This is a genomic window from Candidatus Methylomirabilota bacterium, from assembly GCA_028870115.1.
Classification (GTDB): Bacteria; Methylomirabilota; Methylomirabilia; order Methylomirabilales; family Methylomirabilaceae; genus Methylomirabilis.
Map to the genome: position 1 here is coordinate 1 of JAGWQH010000054.1, position 21,776 is coordinate 21,776.

20 protein-coding genes are annotated in these 21,776 nt (G+C 59.6%); 11 read left to right on the forward strand and 9 right to left on the reverse strand.

Annotated elements, in window-relative coordinates; translation table 11 throughout:
- The 5 genes from KGL31_06030 to KGL31_06050 all read left to right on the forward strand — a co-directional run.
- A partial coding sequence (locus KGL31_06030) for a CBS domain-containing protein (protein ID MDE2321462.1) occupies positions 1-493 on the forward strand: 493 nt, incomplete at its 5' end.
- A 31-nt stretch (positions 494-524) separates the two neighbouring features.
- Positions 525-1,172 carry an HAD family phosphatase gene (locus KGL31_06035; protein ID MDE2321463.1) on the forward strand — a complete coding sequence of 216 codons (648 nt, stop codon included), beginning with the start codon at positions 525-527 and terminating at the stop codon, positions 1,170-1,172.
- Complete coding sequence (locus KGL31_06040; GenBank protein ID MDE2321464.1) at positions 1,159-1,383, forward strand: hypothetical protein; 225 nt, start codon at positions 1,159-1,161, stop codon at positions 1,381-1,383. The genes KGL31_06035 and KGL31_06040 overlap by 14 nt, the downstream gene beginning before the upstream one ends.
- Before the next feature lie 45 nt (positions 1,384-1,428).
- Complete coding sequence (locus KGL31_06045; GenBank protein MDE2321465.1) at positions 1,429-2,634, forward strand: FAD-dependent oxidoreductase; 1,206 nt, start codon at positions 1,429-1,431, stop codon at positions 2,632-2,634.
- Between the two features lie 207 nt (positions 2,635-2,841).
- The gene (locus KGL31_06050; GenBank protein MDE2321466.1) at positions 2,842-3,450 is read left to right on the forward strand and encodes a DUF488 domain-containing protein; all 609 of its coding nucleotides are present in this window, start codon (positions 2,842-2,844) and stop codon (positions 3,448-3,450) included.
- Positions 3,451-3,599: 149 nt separating this feature from the next.
- Here KGL31_06050 and KGL31_06055 read toward each other — a convergent pair whose 3' ends face one another.
- From KGL31_06055 to KGL31_06095, 9 genes are all read right to left on the reverse strand, one after another.
- A complete protein-coding gene (locus tag KGL31_06055; protein MDE2321467.1) occupies positions 3,600-4,088 on the reverse strand; it encodes an adenosine-specific kinase in 489 nt (162 codons plus the stop codon).
- Between the two features lie 141 nt (positions 4,089-4,229).
- The gene (locus KGL31_06060) at positions 4,230-5,060 is read right to left on the reverse strand and encodes a M48 family metallopeptidase (GenBank protein ID MDE2321468.1); all 831 of its coding nucleotides are present in this window, start codon (positions 5,058-5,060) and stop codon (positions 4,230-4,232) included.
- A 4-nt stretch (positions 5,061-5,064) separates the two neighbouring features.
- Positions 5,065-8,214 (reverse strand): type I restriction endonuclease subunit R, encoded by a 3,150-nt coding sequence (locus KGL31_06065; GenBank protein MDE2321469.1) that lies wholly within the window; start codon positions 8,212-8,214, stop codon positions 5,065-5,067.
- Positions 8,211-9,479 carry a restriction endonuclease subunit S gene (locus KGL31_06070; protein MDE2321470.1) on the reverse strand — a complete coding sequence of 423 codons (1,269 nt, stop codon included), beginning with the start codon at positions 9,477-9,479 and terminating at the stop codon, positions 8,211-8,213. Before KGL31_06070 ends, KGL31_06065 begins: the two co-directional genes overlap by 4 nt.
- Positions 9,466-11,505 (reverse strand): SAM-dependent DNA methyltransferase, encoded by a 2,040-nt coding sequence (locus tag KGL31_06075; GenBank protein ID MDE2321471.1) that lies wholly within the window; start codon positions 11,503-11,505, stop codon positions 9,466-9,468. Before KGL31_06075 ends, KGL31_06070 begins: the two co-directional genes overlap by 14 nt.
- Before the next feature lie 84 nt (positions 11,506-11,589).
- Positions 11,590-12,015 (reverse strand): hypothetical protein, encoded by a 426-nt coding sequence (locus KGL31_06080; protein MDE2321472.1) that lies wholly within the window; start codon positions 12,013-12,015, stop codon positions 11,590-11,592.
- A 1-nt stretch (position 12,016) separates the two neighbouring features.
- Positions 12,017-12,457 carry a hypothetical protein gene (locus KGL31_06085; GenBank protein MDE2321473.1) on the reverse strand — a complete coding sequence of 147 codons (441 nt, stop codon included), beginning with the start codon at positions 12,455-12,457 and terminating at the stop codon, positions 12,017-12,019.
- A complete protein-coding gene (locus KGL31_06090; protein MDE2321474.1) occupies positions 12,447-12,743 on the reverse strand; it encodes a hypothetical protein in 297 nt (98 codons plus the stop codon). Before KGL31_06090 ends, KGL31_06085 begins: the two co-directional genes overlap by 11 nt.
- 341 nt (positions 12,744-13,084) lie before the next feature.
- Positions 13,085-15,370 (reverse strand): CDC48 family AAA ATPase, encoded by a 2,286-nt coding sequence (locus tag KGL31_06095; GenBank protein MDE2321475.1) that lies wholly within the window; start codon positions 15,368-15,370, stop codon positions 13,085-13,087.
- Positions 15,371-15,998: 628 nt separating this feature from the next.
- Between KGL31_06095 and KGL31_06100 the strand changes: the two genes are divergently transcribed.
- The 6 genes from KGL31_06100 to KGL31_06125 all read left to right on the forward strand — a co-directional run bounded on the left by KGL31_06100 (position 15,999) and on the right by KGL31_06125 (position 21,537).
- Positions 15,999-16,472, forward strand: coding sequence for a universal stress protein (locus KGL31_06100; GenBank protein ID MDE2321476.1), 474 nt, complete (start codon positions 15,999-16,001; stop codon positions 16,470-16,472).
- 148 nt (positions 16,473-16,620) lie between these two features.
- Positions 16,621-17,508: a sulfurtransferase gene (locus KGL31_06105; protein ID MDE2321477.1), complete on the forward strand. Its 888-nt coding sequence runs from the start codon at positions 16,621-16,623 to the stop codon at positions 17,506-17,508.
- A 102-nt stretch (positions 17,509-17,610) separates the two neighbouring features.
- On the forward strand, positions 17,611-18,609 hold the full coding sequence (locus KGL31_06110) for a galactose-1-phosphate uridylyltransferase (protein ID MDE2321478.1): 999 nt from the start codon (positions 17,611-17,613) through the stop codon (positions 18,607-18,609).
- 9 nt (positions 18,610-18,618) lie between these two features.
- A complete protein-coding gene (locus tag KGL31_06115; GenBank protein MDE2321479.1) occupies positions 18,619-19,224 on the forward strand; it encodes an isochorismatase family protein in 606 nt (201 codons plus the stop codon).
- On the forward strand, positions 19,221-20,558 hold the full coding sequence (locus KGL31_06120; GenBank protein MDE2321480.1) for a nicotinate phosphoribosyltransferase: 1,338 nt from the start codon (positions 19,221-19,223) through the stop codon (positions 20,556-20,558). Before KGL31_06115 ends, KGL31_06120 begins: the two co-directional genes overlap by 4 nt.
- 235 nt (positions 20,559-20,793) lie before the next feature.
- Positions 20,794-21,537, forward strand: coding sequence for an SHOCT domain-containing protein (locus tag KGL31_06125; GenBank protein ID MDE2321481.1), 744 nt, complete (start codon positions 20,794-20,796; stop codon positions 21,535-21,537).
- Positions 21,538-21,776: the final 239 nt, after the last annotated feature.

Genomic DNA, 21,776 nt, shown 5'->3' on the forward strand with positions numbered 1-21,776 from the left:
CAACTTTGGGGGAGGGCTGTGGATCGCGTTCATCGGCTGGTTCCTCGACAACGCGGCTTCCGCCCAGGTGCAACGAGTAATGTTTCAAGGTCTTCTGGAAGGCCATAGAGTCTCGCAGGCCATGAGCACGCATTGCGCCGCCGTTCCCGCAGATCTGACGCTGCAGCAGCTGGTGGACGAACATATCCTCAGTAGCGGGCAACGCTGTTTTCTCGTCAACCGCGACGACAACACCATTGGTTTGATGACCCTGCATCGGGTCAAGGAAGTGCCGCGTTCCGAATGGGCGACGACGAGTGCCGCTCAGGTCATGCTTCCTTTGGAACAGTCAAAATGCATCGATCCCGATGCCGAGCTGTGGGTCGCCCTCCAGGAGATGGACCGCGATGGAGTCAACCAGATGCCTGTCACCCGGGATCACCGTGTCATCGGCATGTTAAGCCGGGAAGATATCATAACCTTTCTGAGGACGCTGCAGGAATTGGGAACGTAACCGACAGAACAACGGTAGCTTAAGGAGCATGATGAAACGCTCAGCAGAGATTACGACGTTGTTTTTGGATATCGGCGGCGTGTTGCTCACCAACGGGTGGGATCATCATGCCCGCAAACGGGCGGCGATGAACTTCAAGCTCGAGTTGGCCGAGATGGAGGATCGGCATCACCTCACCTTCGACACCTACGAGGAGGGAAAGCTCACGCTGGAAGAATATTTAGGTCGGGTGGTCTTCTACCAAAAGCGATCGTTCACCAGGGCTCAGTTCCGGCGCTTCATGTTCGCGCAATCGACACCTTACCCCGAGATGATCGAGCTGGTCGCTCAGCTCAAGGTTCGGTACGGGCTGAAGATCGCCGTAGTCAGCAACGAAGGGCGCGAGCTGAATGCATATCGAATTCGAAAGTTCAAGCTGGACAGGCTTGTGGATTCTTTCATTTCCTCCTGCTTCGTCCACCTCCGCAAGCCCGACGCGGATATTTTTCGGCTTGCGCTGGACATCGCCCAGGCGCCGGCCCGGCAGGTCGTCTATATCGAGAATACCCCGATGTTCGTCCAGATCGCGGAAGGTTTAGGGATTCGAAGCATTCTTCACACGGATTACAGGTCCACGTGCGCGAAACTGACTTTGTTGGGATTGCAGAATGACGCAAGAGTCATCCATGAAGCCGGCTAACCCACGCATTCTAACGATCGATGGCGGCTCGTCAAGCATCAACTTCGCGCTGTTCGAGGCCGGTGACCCGCTCCGACGGAATCTGGGGGGCGAAATTAAGCGGATTGGACTGTCGGAGGCCACCTTACGGGTGAAAGGTCTGGACCACGCGGACAAGGTTTCGCGATCAGTGACGGCAACCGATCACACGGCGGCGCTGTGCGAGTCCTGACTCCAACTCCGGAAAGAATAAACAAAATATAGGAGACAACAAACAATGGCGAACTATCAGTATCTGATCATCGGTGGTGGAATGACCGCAGCAGCCGCGGTGGATGGCATCCGCGAAGTCGATTCAATCGGCGGGATCGGGCTGATCAGCGTGGAACTTGACGCTCCGTACGATCGTCCTCCTCTCTCGAAGGCTCTTTGGAAGGGAAAGTCCTTGGACAGCATCTGGCGTAAGCTGGAGAACAAAGGGGTTAAGATTCACCTTGGCCGTACCGTCAAAGAGATTGTTCCCAAGCAGAAACGTGTTGTAGACGACAAAAGAGACGTTTTTACCTACCAAACACTTTTGTTGGCTACGGGCGGCAGGCCACGATGCCTCCCGTTCGACGAGAACCAGATTATTTACTTCCGTACCTTATCGGACTACCGGCGTCTTCGCGCCCTTACCGAAAGGGGGCGACGGTTTGCCGTAATCGGTGGCGGATTTATCGGTTCGGAGATCGCTGCCGCGCTGACTTTGAACGGGAAGGAAGTGGTGATGATCTTCCCCGACAAAGATATTGGAGATCGCGTCTTCCCGCGTCCTCTGGCTCAGTTTGTATCTCACTTCTACAAGCAAAAGGGTGTGGAGGTATTGGCCGGCGAAGAGATTATTGATTTGGAAACACGCGGTAACCAGCGTGTTTTAAAAACGAGTACTAACCGGGAAATCGAGGTGGACGGCGTGGTGGCGGGAATCGGTATCGAACCGAACGTCGAACTTGCTCAATCCGTGGGACTAAAGGTGGAAAACGGGATCATCGTGGACGAGTTCCTGCGCACCAGCCATCCCGACATCTATGCAGCAGGGGACGCTGCCGCATTCTACAACCCTGCGTTAGGAAAACGCATCCGAGTCGAACACGAGGACAACGCCAATTCCATGGGACGGTTGGCTGGTCGGAACATGGCGGGCGGGTCTGAGCCCTATTATCGCCTGCCGTTCTTCTACTCCGATTTGTTCGATTTGGGATACGAAGCCGTGGGTGAAGTGGACTCGCGCTTGGAGACGTTTGCCGACTGGACGCGACCCAATGAGGAAGGCGTCATCTACTATTTGAAGAACGGCCGCGTACGAGGTGTATTGCTGTGGAATGTGTGGGAGCAGGTGGAGGCCGCCCGCCAATTGATCGCTGAGCCTGGTCCGCTCACGCCTAAGGACCTCAAAGGACGGTTGCCGGCTAGGACTTCAAACCCGAAATCGGATTCATGAGACTAGACTCGTTTTTACTGGACCCTCTAGCACCTTTCCGACTGGATCTCACGATCTGAGCGTTGCGCTGCCATCCGGACACAACGTCGTGGATCGCCGGCGCCCGTACGGCGGATCTGGTCATGCACAAGGGACCGGCGCTCAAGAAACTCAAAAGCAAACAATGAGCCTGCTAAGAATAAAAACTGCCAATTGCGTGGAAAAAGCATGCCAAAAAAAGAGCCTCCACTGCTGGTAATGACGATTGGCCATTCCACGCACACGATCGAGGAATTCATCCGGCTGCTTCAGGCACACGGGGCAACTTGCATAGTAGATGTGCGCACGGTGCCGCGTTCCCGGCACAATCCGCAGTTCGACAAGGCTTCCTTATCCCGATCGTTAAAGAAAGCCGGCTTGGAATATGTTCATATGCCAGGACTTGGCGGCCTGCGTCATGCGAAGCTCAATTCGGTCAACTTAGGCTGGCGAAATGTCTCCTTTCGAGGTTATGCTGATTACATGCAAACGCCCGAGTTTGCACAGAGCCTCGAAGAATTGATCCGTCTGGCGAACCAAGACCGAATCGTTTTGATGTGCGCTGAAGCGGTACCGTGGCGCTGTCACCGCTCGCTCATCGCAGATGTGTTGCTGGTTCGTGGAATTCGTACCGAGGACATCATGAGTGCAGCTCGCCGTCACGTTCATACGCTCACGCCCTTTGCCAAAGTTCGGGGCACCGTGATCACATATCCGACCGAGGCTTTAGAGGAGCACGCAAAAGAAAGCGTCGGCCGAACGCTCACGGCCGCAGCCCATCGCGAAGACCATACCTAAAGAAGGTGACATCATGAAAACCAACACGCTCCTAGAGAAAACGGGGAGCAACAGCTACGCCGCGCCTGCATCTCAGGTACCATTCCTTGAGCCTACCACGGGAGGCGGGCCCAACGCGGGGCGTACGCCGATCACCTCAACGTATGCACTCATAGTTTATAGCCGAACTGGCGGAGCAGCGCCTTTCGCGCGGTAATGTCGGTTTCCTGTTCAATCCCCTTCGGCGCAAGTCCATCCACGACCCCGAGGATGCCCCGTCCGTTGGCCGCTTCAGCCAGAATGACCTCTACCGGATTAGCCGTCGCGCAATAGATGCCACACACCTCCGGCACCTGACGGATTACCGGCAGGACGTTAATCGGAAAGCAGTTTCGCAGGAAGATCAGAAAGCTATGGCCGGCCCCGATGGCGTAGGCAGTGTTACGCGCCAGCTCCACCAGCTCCTGGTCGGTTCCGCTCCAGCGTACCAGGCACGGCCCTGAGGACTCACAGAATGCGAGCCCAAAGGCAATACCGGGCACGGCCGTCACCAGGGCCTCGTGCAGGTCCTCGACCGTCTTGATAAAGTGGGCTTGTCCCAGGATCAGGTTGACCGAGTCAGGCTTGTCGATGGTCACTGAAATGAAATTCACCGCCATAGCTCCTCCCTCCTTAATCGCCCATACGTCTTGGGAGCAATAGAAAGGGGCCGGGAAAGCCGCCGCTCTCACCAGCCCCACATGTCAGCTTCTCAAGCAATAACATTATACTATGAAATCGCCCTCGGATGAGCCTGCCAATTACCTGAGCCCGGACTTGGTTGTCAAAGTTGCTTCTAGGCGAGTTGCATTTTGGAATCTAACGGCCGGATCAGTATTGGATGTTCCTTCCAGAATGCCGGCTAGGTCAACCTGAAGCCGCGCTTGGTGTCTGCGCAGCCATTGCTTGGCCTTCTCTGTCTCGGGGCACAGGCTCTGTACCGTGAGCCAGAATTTCGAGGAGTGGTCCGGCACGACCAGGTGTACCGCTTCATGCGTAACGAGGTAGCGGAGGACGAACTCAGGCGCAAGAATCAACCGCCAGTTAAACGACAGATTTCTTTCTGGAGAGCAGTTTCCCCACTTGGTACGCTGCCCCATTACGTAGAGTCGCCGCGGGTTCTGTCGGATGCGGGTGGTCGTGATTGCGAGATGCTTCTCGATCTCGGCGCGTGCTTGCTTGCGTAGCCAGTTCTCGAGGCCGCGCGCAGCCGGTGTTTGCGACTTGGCTCCCCGCCGCACGACGATTTCACCATCAATGAAATCGACAACGTTTCCTCGCCCTCGAGTCTCCGTCGTCTCGACGCGCACCTGCGTCGGTTCCCCACGAAAGAGAATCTCGCCAACTCGGCGCTGCACGGGCCGCCGCACGTTGCGAAGTCGATCTACGCGCTGAAGCTGATCGAGGATCCATGCCTCGTTGCTGTCCAGGAAGACCGACACATCCTCACCATTGCGCGCGGCCGGCTGTACGACCTCTACGCCGTTCGGCCCCACGCGGACGCGCAGCTTCCGTGCGGCCCTCGAACGCATCACCCGGTAGTCGACGCGGCGGCCACCGAGCTGGATCCGGTGTTGCATTGCTGCCTTCATGGCGTCAGCCCACTCCATCCGACTTGGCAAGTTCGCTCACCGCCGGCTTCAGGAAGGGCGGATCTTCGGCATCCGGGTCGAAGCCAAGCTGCGCATAGGGCGGGTTCCAGGACTCTGCGAGCAGTGAGCGCTCCACGCGGCTCCGGCCTCCGATCGAGTTGCTCCAGCCCGGTGCCAGAAGCTGGTTGTTGCGCAAGTGCGCGACTATGCGCCGAGCACAATCCGCGACATAGGCCTCATCGGTAGCCGGGGCGTGGGCGCGCAAGATCGTGAACAGCCCGTATTCCCCCGGCTGCGTCAGGTTGAGGCGCTCGGGCTCCTGCTTCGTTGCGGCGATCTCCGCTGCGATCTGCTGTAGCTCCCGCAAGCGCCGCGCCGTCACATCGTCACCCGCGTCCTTACGCTCCTTAACACGCTGCAACCGCTCGCCGAGTTGCCGGTAGATGAAGCTCGGGTCGTCCTCGGATAGCTCACCGGTGAGAATGGCCTCGAGGGCGGCTGCCTTGTCGGCCGGCGTGGGCAGTTCGTCGAGCTTGCTCACGTAGTCCTTGTCGATCTTGAAGACCGGCAGCGACTCCGCGATGTCGAGGAAGGTCGTGTTCTCCTGGATGAGCTGCCGGGTCTTCGCCGAGAGCTCGCCGTAGGTATCCTTGCTTCCGCGTTGGCGACGGCGGTGGGCGATGTAGATGCCGCAGAGCCAGTTGTAGTCGTGACGGTGCGGATAGAGGTATGGGTCCGGCGAGATGGCCTCCCAGAGCCGCTCGAGGCTCCGAAAGTTGTGCTCGAAGTTCTTAGCCGTTTCCGGATCGCGCAGCCGTCTCAGCGCCGCCAGTAGGCACTCGCGCGTATGCGCCCGCATGATGCCCGCAAAGGTTTCCATACACCGGGCCACCTCGCCCGGCACCGTCGCCCGCAGCGCGTCCCAGTCGATCAGCGATTCCTCGCGGATATTCTCGTCGAAGTTGAGGGCTTTCTCCAGGTTGGTGAAGACGCCGAAGTAGTCCACGACGATGCCCGTGCGCTTCTTCATCGACGGCAGCGGGCGATTGGTCCGAGCGATCGCCTGGAGCAGATTGTGGTCGCGCAGCGGCTTGTCGAGGTACATCACCTGCTCGACCGGGGCGTCGAACCCGGTCAGCAATCGGTCGCAGACGATGAGGATCTTGAGGGGCGGCCGCCACCGGCGACGATCCTCCCTGTGCCGCTCGCAGTTCCACACCTCCCACTCCGCCGGCGTGAGTTTGAAGTAGTCGATCAGTTCGTCCTGCTTCGCCTTCGGATACTCGAAACGTTCGACGTCAGGCTCGCTGTTCTGGGCCGCGGAGATGATCACGTCCGACCATTCGGGCGGCAGGCCGCGCGCCTGCAGCTTGGCATCGAGCGCGTCCTTATAGACCGCACACGCCTTGCGGTCGACGGCGACGAGCTGGGCCTTGAAGCCGTTCGGGTCGGGATGTTCCAGGAAGTGTGTGAGCAACCTGTCGAGCACGATGTCCACGCGTTCCGGATGGCGGGCCAGCTCCTTCCACCGCGAGCGCTGGCGCTGGATGAAGTCCTTCGCCTCCTCGTCCTCCAGCTCCATCTCGGCGCACATCTGCTCGAAGCCGACGCTCAGGGGCTGTTCCTCAACCTTGAACGGCACCTTGTCGCGAATGTAGTGCACCTCCAGCGTGGCCCCGTCCTGGATCGCGCGCCGGATGCCATAATAGCTGAGGTAGCGCTCCTGCACGCCGTCCCTCAGCGGCCCAAAGTCGCGGTGCGTGTTCTGCATCGTCCGGTCGATCGGCGTGCCGGTGAACCCGTAGCGGAACCCGTTTGCGAGCTTGACGCGCATGGTCATCGCGTAGCTCTCGGTACCGTCGCCCTTTTGCGAGCGATGGCATTCGTCCACCATGCTGATGATGTTGTCGCGGGTGAGCGGGGCGAGGTCGCCCATGTTCTGGAACGACTGTACGGTCGTCACCAGCGTGCCCTGCCACTCGGCGCGGAGCCTCCTCTTGAGGTCCTCGACCCCGAGCGCCTTCTCCACATTGGGATAGTCGCAGGCATCGAAGTCATCGGAAAGCTGCGTCTTCAGATCGCGGCGGTCGACCACGATCAGGACCGTGGGGTTGTTGAGCGCCGGGTGCCGCCGTAGCTTCTGGCCGGCGAAGATCATGGTGAGCGACTTCCCGGACCCCTGGGTGTGCCAAATGAGACCGGTGCGATCCTGAGCTGTTGCCGGGCGGCCCACGAGCGACACCGTGCGGTCGACCAGTTCGTTCACGGCCTCGAACTGCTGGTAGCGCGCAATCTTCTTGGTCGTCTTCCCCTTCTTGGTCTCGAAGACAACGAAGTACTGGAGAAAGTCGAGAAGGTGCGCCGGTTTGAGCCGAAGCAGGCCCTTGACCGGTGCCTCCAGCGGATCGTCCGGGTCGGCGGCTTCCGGGTCGTTCCACCAGCCGCGATGGTCGGGATACAGGCTGAGCCAACGTCCCCAGAGGTCGAGGTGCCGCTCGATGTCGTCCTTGCTCGCGTCCTGAAAGAGTACGGTGCCGTAGCGGAACTCGTCCTCGTCGGCCGCCACACAAAAGACGTTCGGCGTCAGCATCAGCGGCGCCTGTCGCTGGTAGCGATGGAGCTGTTGAACGGCTTCGCGCCAGTCCTTACCGCTCGCGACGTAGCTCTTATACTCGGCGATCACAAGCGGGATACCGTTCACCAGCAGCACCGTGTCCTCGCGGCACTGCTTGATGCCCTGCACCCGATATTGGTTGGTCGCGGTGAAATCGTTCTGGTATTGCCTCCCGGGATCGAATTCAATGAAGTGGACGGTCTTCGCGTCTTCGCCCGGAGTGAGTATGACCCTGGCGCCGTCCCGCAGCAGATCGAGGGTCTGGCGATTGGCCGTGAGCCGGTCCGGATGGGCCATCGTCTTTCGCAGCGCCGCCACCGCCAGTTTCGCCTGCGTCTCGGTCTTGACCTCCGAGTTGATGCGCAGGATTGCTGCGACCAGCAGCTTCTCCACCAGTGGGTCTTCCAGTGGCCGCTCGTACAGTACCATGGCCTCCTCATCCCGGTACGTCCAGCCGAGGCCGCCCGCCCGGTACGTGGCCTTGGGCTCCCCGCAGAGCCAGGTGAGGATGGGCTGCTCGACGTAGTTGTACTCGCTCATGACGCGGCTGCCTTCGCTTCACGACTTACGCGGACTCGGCCAGTGAGGAGGTCGTGCGTCAGGGATTTCTTTAGCTCTTCGAGCTTCACTTGCTTCGCGATCAGAGCCTCCAGATACTGTCGCTGCTGCTCAACGATGCTTGCTATGGATTGTTGCTCAGGTGTCGAGGGAATCGGGACGATAAGCCGCTTGAGCGTGCGCTGGTTTATCGTGTTGAGACCGGAACTCGTTGCGCACCGCGCATTCCAGAAGCGCTGCGCGTAGGCGGAATTCAGCCACAGGCACGCGAATGCTGGCAATACTGCACCCTTCGTCCGTAGGCGAAACAGGTGATTCTGGAACGTCGTCCCGGCCGCCTCTTCGGTCACCCTAGCGCACCGTCCGATTTGCATCCGGTCAGCGTGCCCTTCAACGACGAGTAGATCGTCCATGGCGAGGACGCGCGGCGCAAACTCTGTATCTCCGGCCTCAAGTTCCTGCACGTCGGTTAAATCGAGGGCGTCTCGTTGAACGTTGGCAACCCGCAGGTAGCGACGCTTTCTGAAACGAGCGCGCCGCTCCGCGTTGAGAGTAAAGCCGTTTTGTAAGTCGAACGAGCGTTCTACGGTGCTGAGCCCCCAGGCAGATGGAAGTCTCCCGAGCGGCGTGATCACGAAGTCGCTTGGTCGACGGTCGTCGTGCCGCACCTTACCGCCTTCGCCAACTCCATGACTTAGAAGGTCTGCAAGGATGCTCGCACGCAGCCCCTGCGCCCGATCGACCGCCGCGCGCGTCCGCTCCAGCGCCGTGTCCACGGCGTCGAGAATGCGGGCGATGGCGGCTTGCTCGTCGGGCGATGGGAACGCGCCGCGAAGTGCATAGGCGTCTCGCCGTGACAGTCCGGGGACTCCGGTAGCGGCGTTCAGAAAGCCAAGCGGGAGGTAATCGAGGAGATGATGGAGAAAGCGCAGATCATCGCTAGCTCGCGGCACTACATAGTACACCGTGTCGATTGGCCAGAACGGGCGAGATGTGAAGTGGACTGCACCAATAGTACCCTTGCGTCCGATGAGAATCCCGGGCCCATTAACCAGCGCGACGTTATGGCTTCCGACGCGACCGTTCGAACCATAAACATCCACACCACCGGACTTCCGGTCCTCTTCGCGCAGGCCTCTGCCGTAGGCTAATTCGATACGGCTTCCCAAGGGCGCGCAGTCCCAGTTGAGGGGCAGGTTAGCAGCCTCGAAGACCTGGCAGCCAGAGAGGTTCCTATCCTGCGGCATATCCAGCGTCCTGGAGGAGGCTTCTTAGCGCCGTCTCCGCATCCTTAGCCACCGCCTCTGCCTCGCCAAGCGCTCTCAGCGCGTCCTTCACCTCCACTCGCGGCTCTGGCTCGAACGTGTCCACGTAGCGTGGGATGTTAAGGTTGAACTCGTTCTCCTCGATCTCGTCGAGACCGACGACGCGTGCGTGCTTGAGCAGCTCGTCAGGATCGGCGTAGAGGGCGAGGATCTCATCGCCCACCGCGGCCACGTCCTTGCGGTCATCCTCAGCGCGGCGCCGCGCCTCGGCGATGCGCTCGTCGCGTTCGGCCACCTTTGCGGCAATCTTCTCGCGCTGCTTCTCCACTTTGGCGACGGCAGTCGCGGCCTTTGCCTTCTCGCCCTTCGTCCTGGCCGTACTTCGCCGCATGCATGCGCCGGCAAGCTCGGCGTCCAGCGCCGCCAGCTTGTCGGCATGGAGCTGGTACTCCGCCTCGAGCCGCCCGACCTCGTCCTCCTCGCGCAGGTCGATCTGCTTGTAGATGCGCCCGCCGTGCGTGGCTACGAGGCCCGGCACTTTCGCGGCGTCCCCGTAGGCGTGATAGTGGACGAGTATCCGCATCACGTCCTGTGGACGGAGTTCGTTCTGTGCCGAGAGCTCCCGGTAGTGCCGCGCGGCGTAGAGGAGCAACACGTGGTCGCGGCGCGCGGCCGGACGCTGCTTGCGGAGGATGAGCAGGCACGCGGGAACGCCGGCGCCATAGAAGACGTTGAGCGGGAGGGAAATCACGGCGTCGATCAGCCGCGACTCGAGGAGCGCCTTGCGGATGAGGTGCTCGTCGTCGGCTTTACGGCGCTTCACCTTCGGGTTGCCGTCGTCGTCAAACTCGCCCGTCTCCTCCTCAACCTCTGGCTGACCGCGGAAGAGCACGCCCTGCGGGCAGACGATGCCGGCGCGGCCGTCATCGGTCAGCGAGGCCACGATGTGGAGGATGAACGCGTAGTCGCCGTAGCCGGCCGGAGGCGCCTTGAAACCAGTGCCGCGGCCGAAGCGGCCGAATGGGTCCTTGAAGCCCTCCTTGCCGAAGATCTCCTTCTTGAGCTTGTCCTTCTTTTTCTTGTCGTCGGTCTGTTGCTCCGGCTTCAGCCACCAGAACTCATCGGAGAACGGGAAATTAGCGAGGACCAGCGAGAACTTCCTCACCCGGCCGTCTTCGAGGAACTGCGGGTCGATGATCGTGCTGGCGCCTGCCTTAATGTTGGCTTCGAGGCCGTGCAGCACGGAGTTGATCTTGCCGATGGCGGCGTTGCCCCAATTCATCTCCTGGGCGAAGTAGCGGGCGCTCGTGGCGTGGTGGCCCTGCTCGCGGAGGTAGTCGGCCGTGTGCACTAGCATGCCGAGCGAACCGGAAGTGGGATCGTAGCCTGTGTCGCCAGGGCGCGGTTCGAGAATCCGCACGAGTGTGTCTACGACTTCCGGCGGCGTGAAGAACTCGCCCGCCTTGGCGCCCGCGTCATCTGCGAACTTCTTAATGAGGTACTCGTAGGCCCGGCCCAGGACGTCCGACGGAACGCTCTTGGTCGACAGGTCGTGTTCGTCGAAGTGCTGGATGAGCGCGTGGACGACCTCGTTCGGGATGAGCGGTTTGCCCGATCCGTCGGGCGCAGGCTGGTTCCAGTCCACGGTGAAGACGCCACGGAGTTCGTCGTTCGCGTCGGCCACGGCGCGCATCGCCTTCGTTAGGACCTCGCCGATGTTCGTCGACGCAGCCTTCACGTCGCCCCAGCGCGAGGCGTCCGGGATCTTGAAACGGTGCTCGCCGCGCTTGCGGAAGACCGCCTTCTCTTTCTCGCTGAAGGCGCGCCCCTGCTGCCGCTCCAACTCGGTGATGGCGTCGTCGGCCTCACACTCCCACTGGTCGCAGAGGCGCTTGTAGAACATCAGGGACAAGATGTAGTTCTTGTAGTCCTGCCCCGCGGTCTTGCCGCGCAGGATATTCGCCGCACCCCACAGGTGGGCCTCGATCTGCTGGAGGGTGAGCTTCATTACGCTGCGGATGGCTTAGATGTAAGACATGGCAAGTGGTTATTTTAAAGATGTACTTAAACGGTCAAGGCTCAAGTGTGCGCGCTACTTGTTGGCGGATCGAGTGTAGAACCCCACCCTCCAATCTTCCTTGGTATTCTCATTGATGAAGCACTTCCACTCGTAGCGACGACCGGGCTGGAGCGGAAGGGGACCCATATTGATCGCCAGCGCCATATCGAGGGGACTCCCTTCCGGGAGACCTGGAGGTCGACCCACCTCGAACTCTCCGCGAAATTCTACGGGGTGCTCGCCGGCCTGTGTCGGAACTCTCACCGGTTGGCCATCGGCATCCAGTAACTTTAATTCGAGACGATGCTTGCGGTTTGTGTCGGTCCAGGGAACTTCAATCTTCAGCGCGATGGCCGATGGAGCAGGGTCGGGACCTATGATCGACCATCCACCCCCGAGGATATAAAGCTTATTGTCTATGGCCTGTGCGGCATCAGCCAAAAGCATGGTGACCTTCATATCACGTTTCCGAGGCTGAAGTGAGCTTTTCGTCAATGCGTAAGCGTTGATAGATTGGACGGTCGAGATGATATTCTGTTGTGTTCCTCGGTGTATTCTTTGTTTGAGCGACACGGGCGGCCGTCAAATACTCCTGAATCCAGGGCGCCTGATCGAGCCTTAGCCACACATTCGACCCGGTCCAAGGCAATAGGAATTCATATGGTTGCTGACGGTCGCCTGTTTCGCGGACGCCAACCGCAATTACCGTCCTCCCTCCGTAAGGTTCAGGCGCCTTGACCACGAGTCTGGCCCTCAAAGATGAACCGCGATCGAACCCTTCGAGGCTGAACATGATGACCGCGTCATCTGGGATCCGCTCCGCATCTTCCGGATGCTCCAGTAGGTACTGGAGAAAACCCTCCGCATAAACTGCATTATCACAAAAAATCTTACTGGTCATCGGTTCTCAGCCTCCCGATATACCGCTCGCGCCATTCTTCCCAGCGCGTCTTAATCGCGCCAATAGCATATGTCACGGCGTCTTTCAGATCAAGATGGATCCTTTGCTTTTCTCCCTTTCCTTTAATCGGGTCTACCAGATGCCAATGTGCGACGCCTTGGTGAGCACCAAAAATCGCGATGTTGTGCCACGCTCCGTCGATATACGCATCGTATCGAATAGCGAAACCATTAACTTGGTTGTGATCAATATGAAGTTCGACGCCACAACGATCTTCATGGCTCAACACTATGTCGAAGGTCCTTATCACCGGAGGTTACGACATGTCGGCAGTGGTACAATTCTCGGTTTGACGTGAACCCGGCGACGGTCTTGTCTGTATCACAGCTTGGGGAGGTCTTGCAAGGCTTTTAAACTTAGGAATAGTGCCCCTGTTGAGTTCTCGGGCAAAAAGGCAAACAATCGCACTGCCAGCCAGCCAGATCCATTTTTCTTCCGCCACGTTATACTGCAGCATCTTGCAGTCGAATCTGCCGAGGTGGCGGCCCGTTAGGAGTTTTGAGTGGCTTCCTCTGGGCCCAACGAGCCAGTCTGCCGAACTGCGTGGCGTCCCACACGAGGCACGGGCTACAGGTAGTGGCCGCCGGGGGTGGAGTCGGGCTGTGGTCCACCTTGGCGGAGACGTTTGCCGACCTCAGCGTATTCCCGCTCCATCGCCTCAGTGACAGACGGAAGAGTCTCGGTAAGGGCGGCCAGGAAGTCGGCGTGCGTGACCGCCTTGGCCTCCAGATCTTTTCGTAGAGCAAGCTGGGCGGCGCGCATGCAGATCAGGGCAAGGTCGGCCCCGGTAAACCTGTCGGTCCTGCGGACAAGGTCCTTCAGGTCCACGTCGTCGGCGAGGGCCATATGGCGGGTGTGAACAGCGAGGATCTCGTGGCGGGCAGCGGCGTCCGGGACCGGAACGTAGACCAGCGCATCGAATCGCCCAGGCCGCAACAGCGCCGGATCAATGAGGTCGGGTCGGTTGGTAGCCCCCAGAATGACCACCCCGCGCAGCTCTTCCAAGCCATCCAGTTCGGAGAGGAGTTGGTTGACGATCCGCTCGGTCACGTGGGGTTCGCCTGCCGCGGTCCCGCGTCTCGGCACAAGGGCATCCACCTCGTCGAAGAACACAATGGCGGGGGCAACTTGGCGGGCCTTGGCGAAGAACTCTCGAATCCGCTGCTCCGACTCGCCGTACCACTTGGAGAGCAGGTCGCTTCCTTTGGCCAGCATAAAGTTGGCCCGCGCCTCGTTGGCGACGGCCTTGGCCAAAAGCGTTTTGCCGGTCCCAGGCGGACCATACAACAGGACTCCTTTGGGTGGCTTGATGCCAAGACGCTCGAAGGCCTGAGGATGGGTGAGCGGCAGCTCCACAGTCTCGCGGAGAGCCCTTTTCACGTCGGCCAGACCGCCGACATCGCTCCAGGTCACGCGAGGAACCTCGATAAACAGCTCCCGAAGGGCCGAAGGGCGGATCCGTCGCAAGGCCTGGTTGAAGTCCTCATGGGTGACGATCAGGCGCTCCAGGACCTCGGCCGGGAACGTTTCAAGCCTCAAATCGAGATCCGGGAGGACGCGCCGCAGGGCATTCAGGGCGGCCTCACGGCAGAGGGCGGCCAGGTCTGAACCGACGCATCCATGCGTGAGGTCGGCCACCCAATCCAGGTTTACGTCCTGGGCAAGCGGCATGGCCCGCGTATGAATCGTGAGGATCTGGCGACGTCCATTACGGTCCGGCACCCGCAGCTCAATCTCCCGATCGAAGCGGCCGGGGCGGCGCAGCGCCAGATCGATCGCGCCGACGCGGTTGGTGGCCCCGATGACAATGACGTTGCCGCGCGGCGTGAGGCCATCCATGAGTGTCAGAAGCTGGGCTACGACCCGCCGTTCCACCTCGCCCATCACCGCCTCGCGCTTGGGGGCGATGGAGTCAAGCTCGTCGATGAAGATGATAGCGGGCGGGTTTTCCTGCCCCTCCTGAAAGATGGCCCGCAGCCGTTCCTCCGATTCGCCATAGAAGCGCCCCATGATTTCTGGCCCATTGATGGTGGCGAAGTGAGCTTTGGCCTCGTTGGCCAGGGCCTGGGCCAGGAGGGTCTTGCCGGTCCCCGGAGGACCGTGCAGAAGTACGCCCTTTGGCGGTGCGATTCCGAGGCGATCGAACAGCTCCGGATGCTTGAGCGGCAGTTCGACGACCTCCCGAATTTCACTGATGACGTCGCCCAACCCGCCGATGTCGTCGTAAGTAATATCCGGAAGGCGGGTCTCCTTGGTTTCCACGTACTCGGGCAGAAGCTCCACCTCTGTTTGAGGATTGATGCGCACAATGCCGGATGGGATGGTAGCGGCGACGACCAGGCGTACCTCGCCCAGTCCGATTGCCAGAGAGCCGAGCAAGCCTCGGAAGAGCTCCTCCGGATACATCCCGGGTGGGACGATCTCCTTTGAACGCGAGGCTGTCCCGACCGAGATCAGGTCGCCACGAACCACAGGACGGTACAGGAGCGCCTGACGGAGCACCTCTCCAGGGGCGACGGCGCGCAAGCCTTTGCGGGCCGGAGCCAGCGTGACTTTCTGCGCCTCCCGCCAGGGAGCTTTTCGCACCTGCACGTAATCCCCTATGCTGGCATGCGCATTGGTGCGAATCACCCCGTCGACCCGGATCACATCCAGGCCTTGATCGGCTGAGCGAGCTGCCGCCACCAAGGCGGCCGTTTCCCGCTCCCCGATGATGGAGACGATCTCGCCACGTTCCAGCTCCAGAACAGCAAAGGCCGCGTCGCTGACGCGGACGATCCCGCGGCCGACGTCCTCCTGGCCGGCCTCGGCTACCTTGAGGCGAATGCCCCCCTCCACTTGAGGCTGTTGCATCTACTGGTACGCTCCCTTGGTCTGGAAACTCATCTGAAGCTCACCGCAATGCGCAAGCTTGGCAGGCAGTTTTAATCGGATTTGCTCTCGCGATACGCACGGACTCTACCAAGGGCGGCAGATCGCGTCAAGGTCAGAGTGGAGAACAATTGTCGCGAAGTCATGATCGAGCATTCTTGGGTCCAGGAAGCGAACGACGGGAGTCTGCAAAAAGCAAAAGCCACAAGGTGTCAGATCGTACATCACCTCCCGGCCATAGCCGGACACCCCGTGGCTCTCTCGAGGAAGCCTCACTTGGAGCGGGTTTTGGTCCCAGGCTAAGCCCTCTTGCTCTGCAAGCAGATAACGCGTAATGCTTGCTCGCAGCTCTTCAGCCATCGCCCGTTCACTGGGGCTTCCTCAATAAAAATATGGTGCGATCCCCGATTATTGTCAAGGCCCACTTCCCCTTCTTTTGATTCATTAGCCTGTCTTGTCTCCTTCACAAGAGCAGCGATGAAGGTTATACTTGGGACGCTCTCCACGATGGCAGCCCTGACAGCCGTGCTGGAAAGCCGTCAGGGCGATTTCTCCGATGCCTGGGAGCGGATAGTAGCATAACCCGCCTGACTGAAGGAGCCGACATACCATGATGCCAAGGTATCGGAAGCTACTGGTGACTACGGATTTCTCGCCTCTGGGTAACGCTGCTATCCCCCATGCGTATGCCATTCTGGCGGAACGCGGCGGGATCGTCATCCTTTGTCACGTTACTGAGGTACACGGGCCGCCGAACCCGCTCTATGCTCACTACTCGCCATGGGGTGCTCTCTCGGGGCCGGAGCAAGCGGAACTCCGGCAAACACTGCTCCGCTCGTTGGAAGCGCTTGTGCCAGAACAGGCCCGCAAAGAGGGAGTAGTGATAACGGAGGCACGGGTAGTGGAGACTCCGTTGCTGGTCCACGAGGCGATCTGTCAGGAGGCCGCGGGACTGGACGCGGACCTCATCGTGATGGCATCCCACGGCCATTTCGGGATAGCTCGTCTGCTCCTGGGCTCAGTGGCAGAACATGTGCTGCGTTCAGCCGATCGTCCTGTTCTCATTGTCCGCAATCGGGGTTAACGCCTCTTGTATTGGTGGAGGCGCGACACATCCACACTTGCATCAAGTCTTAGCAGGAATCTATAATGCGTTGAATAGTAAGTTGCTGAGCCAACCGTAGTGGTGACCCGGATTGCGTTCCCACGGCACCTGAAATAGGAGGAACGGAATGAAACGAATGGTGATGGCGGCAGCGGCGGTAATGATGCTGCTTGCGGCGACTCCGTGGTCGACCTTGGCTGCGGGCTACGGCAACCCACAGTTGCTTGTAGACACCCACTGGCTGGCCCAGCACCTGAATGATCGGGATCTGCAGATCATCGACATGCGCAACAGCCCGGAGGAGTACGCCGCCGGACACATTCCCGGCGCAGTCTACCTGTCGGTCAATCATGCCCGTGTGGCCTTGAAAGAGTCCGGCTTTGCCCTGCCCCCTGATTATGAAATCGAGGAGCGGTTGGGACAGCTTGGGATCACTAAAGAAACAATGGTGATTGTGTATGATGACCAGGGAGGGCTCAATGCGTCACGCCTGTTTTTTACTCTTGAATACGCCGGCCACAAAAAGGTGGCATTGTTGAATGGGGGTATCACGAAGTGGGTTGCTGAAGAGCGAGCTCTCTCAAAAACGGTGCCACAGGTGAGCAAGATGGTCTATCAAGTCCAGGCTGAGACGCAGCGCGTCACGCCGACCAGCTGGATCGCGACAAACTTGGGAAAGCCGAATCTTGCCCTGGTAGACGCCCGGTCGGCGGCTGAGTTTCGCGGTGAGGATCTGCGGGCCAAGCGGGGAGGCCACATCCCGGGAGCCGTGAACATTGAGTGGACGCAAAATCTTGTCGGCGATAAGACATTCAAGCCGGCCGATGAACTCCTGGCCCTCTATGAGCGGGCAGGCGTGACGAAGGATAAGACGATCGTAAGCTACTGTCACACCATGCATCGCGGAGCCGTCACCTACTTTACGCTCCGACTGCTGGGGTATCCGGACGTTCGAGGGTATGATCGCTCCTGGAGCGAGTGGGGTAACGACCCCGCGCTGCCGGTACAGCGGTGAGTGGGTGACGGAGATCAAAGCTGTGCTGCTGGCGGCGGCCGGACGCACGGCAAGTCTTCGCGGTGAGTGGCTGTAACCTTTTGCGCTGACGTAAGGAGAGATATGGGTGAGTTGCGACGCGATCCGGTAAGAAATCGTTGGGTAGTGATCGACCCGGAGCGGCCGGATCGAGAGGCTGCCATGAAGGTAGAGGCGCAGCCGCCTCCACCGCTTGCCGGTCCATGCCCCCTGTGTCCAGGTAATGAGTCGATGACTCCACCGGAGATTACAGCATTTGGTGAGCCGTCGCGTCAGCGGAATCAGGCCGGCTGGTGGGTTCGAGTTACCCCTGACCTGCAGCCTCTGTGTCGGATTGAGGGTGATTTCGATCGAAGGCCGGAGGGGCCTTTCGACGTGATGAATGCCGTAGGGGCTCATGAGATCGTCATAGAAAGTCCACAGCATCATATGACATGGGCAGAATTTCCGGAGCAACAGTTGGAGCGGGTTCTACGCACCTACAGACTGCGGAGTCTGGATCTCCGCCTGGATGAGCGGTTCCGATCGCTGATCGTGGTGAAGAACCATGCAGACGCGGCCGGCATGCTCAGTCACCCCCATTCCCACGTACTGGCTTTCCCGTTCATCCCGTATGGGATTGAAGAGGAGATACGCGGTTGTCGGGAGTTCTATGCGAGAAAGGAGCGCTGCGCCTTCTGCGACATCGTACTCCACGAGCGGGTCTCCCGCGTCAGACGCGTGGCGGAGACCGATCACTTCGTGGCACTGGCGCCGTTTGCCTCTCGCTTCCCGTTTGAGACGTGGCTGCTACCTCTCCGTCACGCCTCTGATTTTGCGAAGATCGGCGAAAGAGAGTTGGTCGATCTCGCCGGCCTCCTGAAGCGGATGATGCAGATGATCGGGAAGGTTCTCGGCAATCCATCCTGTACGGTAGTCCTCCATAGCGCCCCTTTTGACGAACCGCATACGCATGACTACCATTGGCATATCGAGATCATCCCGAAGACCGCGCCCGTGGCGGCATTCGGCTGGGGCGCGCGGCTTTTTGTGAACCCGATTCCGCCTGAGGAGGCGGCCGCCCTGATGGGGCAAAATATATAAGGTGACCCGATGTGCCCGGTGGAAACTCAGAAGGTCACCCTGAGCGTAGGTGACGCCCTGATCGTTGTGGATGTCCAGAACGATTTCCTGCCTGGAGGCGGCCTGGCGGTGGTGCGGGGCGATGAAGTGATCCCGGTGCTCAATCGCTACCTGGCAGCTTTTGTAAGCCGCGGGTTGCCGATCTTTGCCACCCGAGACTGGCACCCCCCTAATCATTGTTCCTTTCAGCCTTATGGCGGACCTTGGCCTCCCCATTGTGTAGCGGGGTCAGAAGGCGCCGCGTTTGCCACCGCCCTCGAACTCCCCGCTTCGAGCACGCTCATCACCCTCAAGGGTACGCAGGCCGAGAAGGATGCCTATTCCGCATTCGACGGAACGGATCTTGACGCACGTCTGCGCGCCCAGGGTATAGGACGCGTCTTTGTCGGTGGCCTGGCTACAGACTATTGCATCCTGTGCACTGTGGAGGATGGTCTGAAAGCCGGGTATGCGGTCGTCCTCTTGCAGGATGCGATCCGAGCCGTCAATGTGCGCCACGGTGACGGGGAGCGGGCGGAGGCGGAGATGATTCGACGGGGGGCCATACCGATCCGATTGGAGATGCTGGCTGCATGAATCCACCATCGAGCCTGCTGTTGACCGATCTCTATCAACTCACCATGTTGCAGGGGTATGTCGAGCATGGGATGGAGGCGCAGGCGACCTTCGAGTTCTTTGTGCGCAAGCTGCCGCCGACGCGCAATTTCCTGCTGGCGGCCGGGCTGGAACAGGCGCTCAGCTTCCTCGAAGCGTTGCGCTTCACGTCCGAGGAGTTGGAGTGGCTGAACAGTTGCGGTCTGTTTCGGTCGAGCCTTGTGGACTATCTGGAGAAACTGCAGTTCACGGGTGATGTGCACGCGATGCCTGAAGGAACGGTTTTTTTCCCCGACGAACCGATCGTGCGGGTTACCGCCCCGCTTCCACAGGCGCAACTCGTGGAGACGCGCCTGATCAACCTGTTGCACTTTCAGACGCTGATCGCCTCAAAGGCGGCGCGTTCGGTACTTGTCGCGCCCGGGAAGCTCCTGGTCGATTTTGGTCTGCGCCGTACCCACGGGGCGGAGGCCGGGTTGCTGGCGGCGCGCGCCAGTTACCTGGCAGGATTCTCGGGAACGTCTGCGGTACAGGCGATGCCGCTATTCGGGATACCGATTTACGGGACGATGGCGCACTCCTTTATCCAGGCCCATGAGGATGAGACGGCCGCCTTTGAGCGCTTCGCGTATGCTAACCCGGATGATGTCGTCCTGCTCATCGACACCTACGATACCGAAGCGGGCGCGGCGAAGGTCGTATCACTTGCGCCGCGGCTGCGCGAGAAGGGGATCGCCATCAAAGGGGTACGTCTGGACAGCGGTGATCTGGCAGACCATGCCCGCAAGGTGCGGCGGATTCTGGATGATGGTGGGTTGTCCGACGCGGTGATCTTTGCCAGCGGAAATCTGGACGAATCTATCGTACGGCAGTTGTGTGCGGCTCAGGCCCCAATTGACGGCTTTGGTATCGGGACGCGCATGGATACTTCCGCCGATGCCCCGTATCTGGATTGCGCCTACAAGCTGGAGGAGTACGGTGGGAAGCCGCGTCGCAAGCGCTCTGAGGGCAAGGCGACATGGCCAGGCCGCAAGCAGGTCTATCGCCGGTATGACGCCGACGGCTCTATGTGCTCCGATATCCTGACCGTGGAAGATGACCCACAGGAAGGCGAGCCGTTGATCCAGCCGGTGATGCGCGCCGGCAAACGCCTCAACGCTGCCGCCCCTCTCACGGCGCTTCGCGAGCGCGCGCGCGACCAGCTCGCGCGCTTGCCGCACGGGCTGCGGACGCTTGAGAAAGGGCCGGACTACCCCGTTCAGGTCTCCGCCGCGTTGCGCGACCTGGCCAAAGCCGTGGACGAACACCGCCTCTGACGGCAGGTACCCTCTACATCCCTGAGCGTGATGGTATTATGCTGACAGTATTTGTCTGTGAGGCGGAGTTCGGAGAATCTTGACAAGTTCTTAGAAACACGGGAGAATCGCTGCACCTATTAGACGTTAGAGGCCCTGAATATGCCGACTAGCATACTTCGTAGTTGGGCCGCTTAACATTGGTCTTTCACACACGTCTAAGGGTGGCTTCAGCACACGGTTGGAGGTCTCAAGCATGAGCGTTCCCGTGACTTGCTCCAGGTGCGCGACGGAAATGTCCGTACCAGATAAGTATGTGGGAAAAGACCTGAAGTGTCTGAAGTGTGGCGCTCCTTTTCACGTCCCTCAGCAGACCCATTCGGATACCTTGGCAAGTCGAGTTAAATGGAAGATTGGCGGGGGCATCCGCAACAAAGGCGTTCTAGAATACATCGCAAATAACCTCGACCCGGATGAAGAGATCGTGGCAACGCTCCTCGGCCTAGGTGAGAAGACGAGTATCGGTGCTCTGTTTGGAGAGGAGGCGGGCGCTGCTCTTGGCGGGAGCTATCTCTTAGTCACCGACAAGAAGGTTGTAATTATCAAATCCGGGGTAGGCACGTGGGGGACTGGATCATTCGGAGTCAAGACGAAGACGTTTCTCTACGACCACGTAGCTAGCGTTGACGTATCCAAACGACCATTGGTATCTGGCGAGATTGAAATCGTATCCTCTGGAATGGTTGAAAAAAGCTCCGGTGGCTTCTTTGCTGGCGCATCGAAGGACTCGGTAGTACAGTTTGAAAAGAAGTACTTCGAAGAGGTTCAGAAATTGGCGACTAGGATAAGAGAGCTCGCAGCACAGGCACGTCGGCCGAAGAGCTCCCAGCCAGCAGACATCCCTGGACAGATTAAGAAATTAGCCGAACTGAGGGATGCAGGCATTCTTTCGGAGGAAGAGTTCGCGGAACAGAAGCGAAAACTCCTCTCGAAATTGTGAGGCCACGAATCAATCGTTTTGCCGAATCCTTCGCTGTGCTGAATGGGTGTGAACACGCTCCGGTGAGGTCATTCGTTGGCAGTATGAGAGACCATTAACCCATCTTCCGCAGTTTGAGAGTGAGACGCTAATAACGTCAAACAGTTACAGCCCTGATTCGGCCGTTTTCTGCACTACATTGTCAATGATCTTGGGCCGGTTGGGCAGCAAGATGTTCATCCGCTGGAGCAGCACCCTCA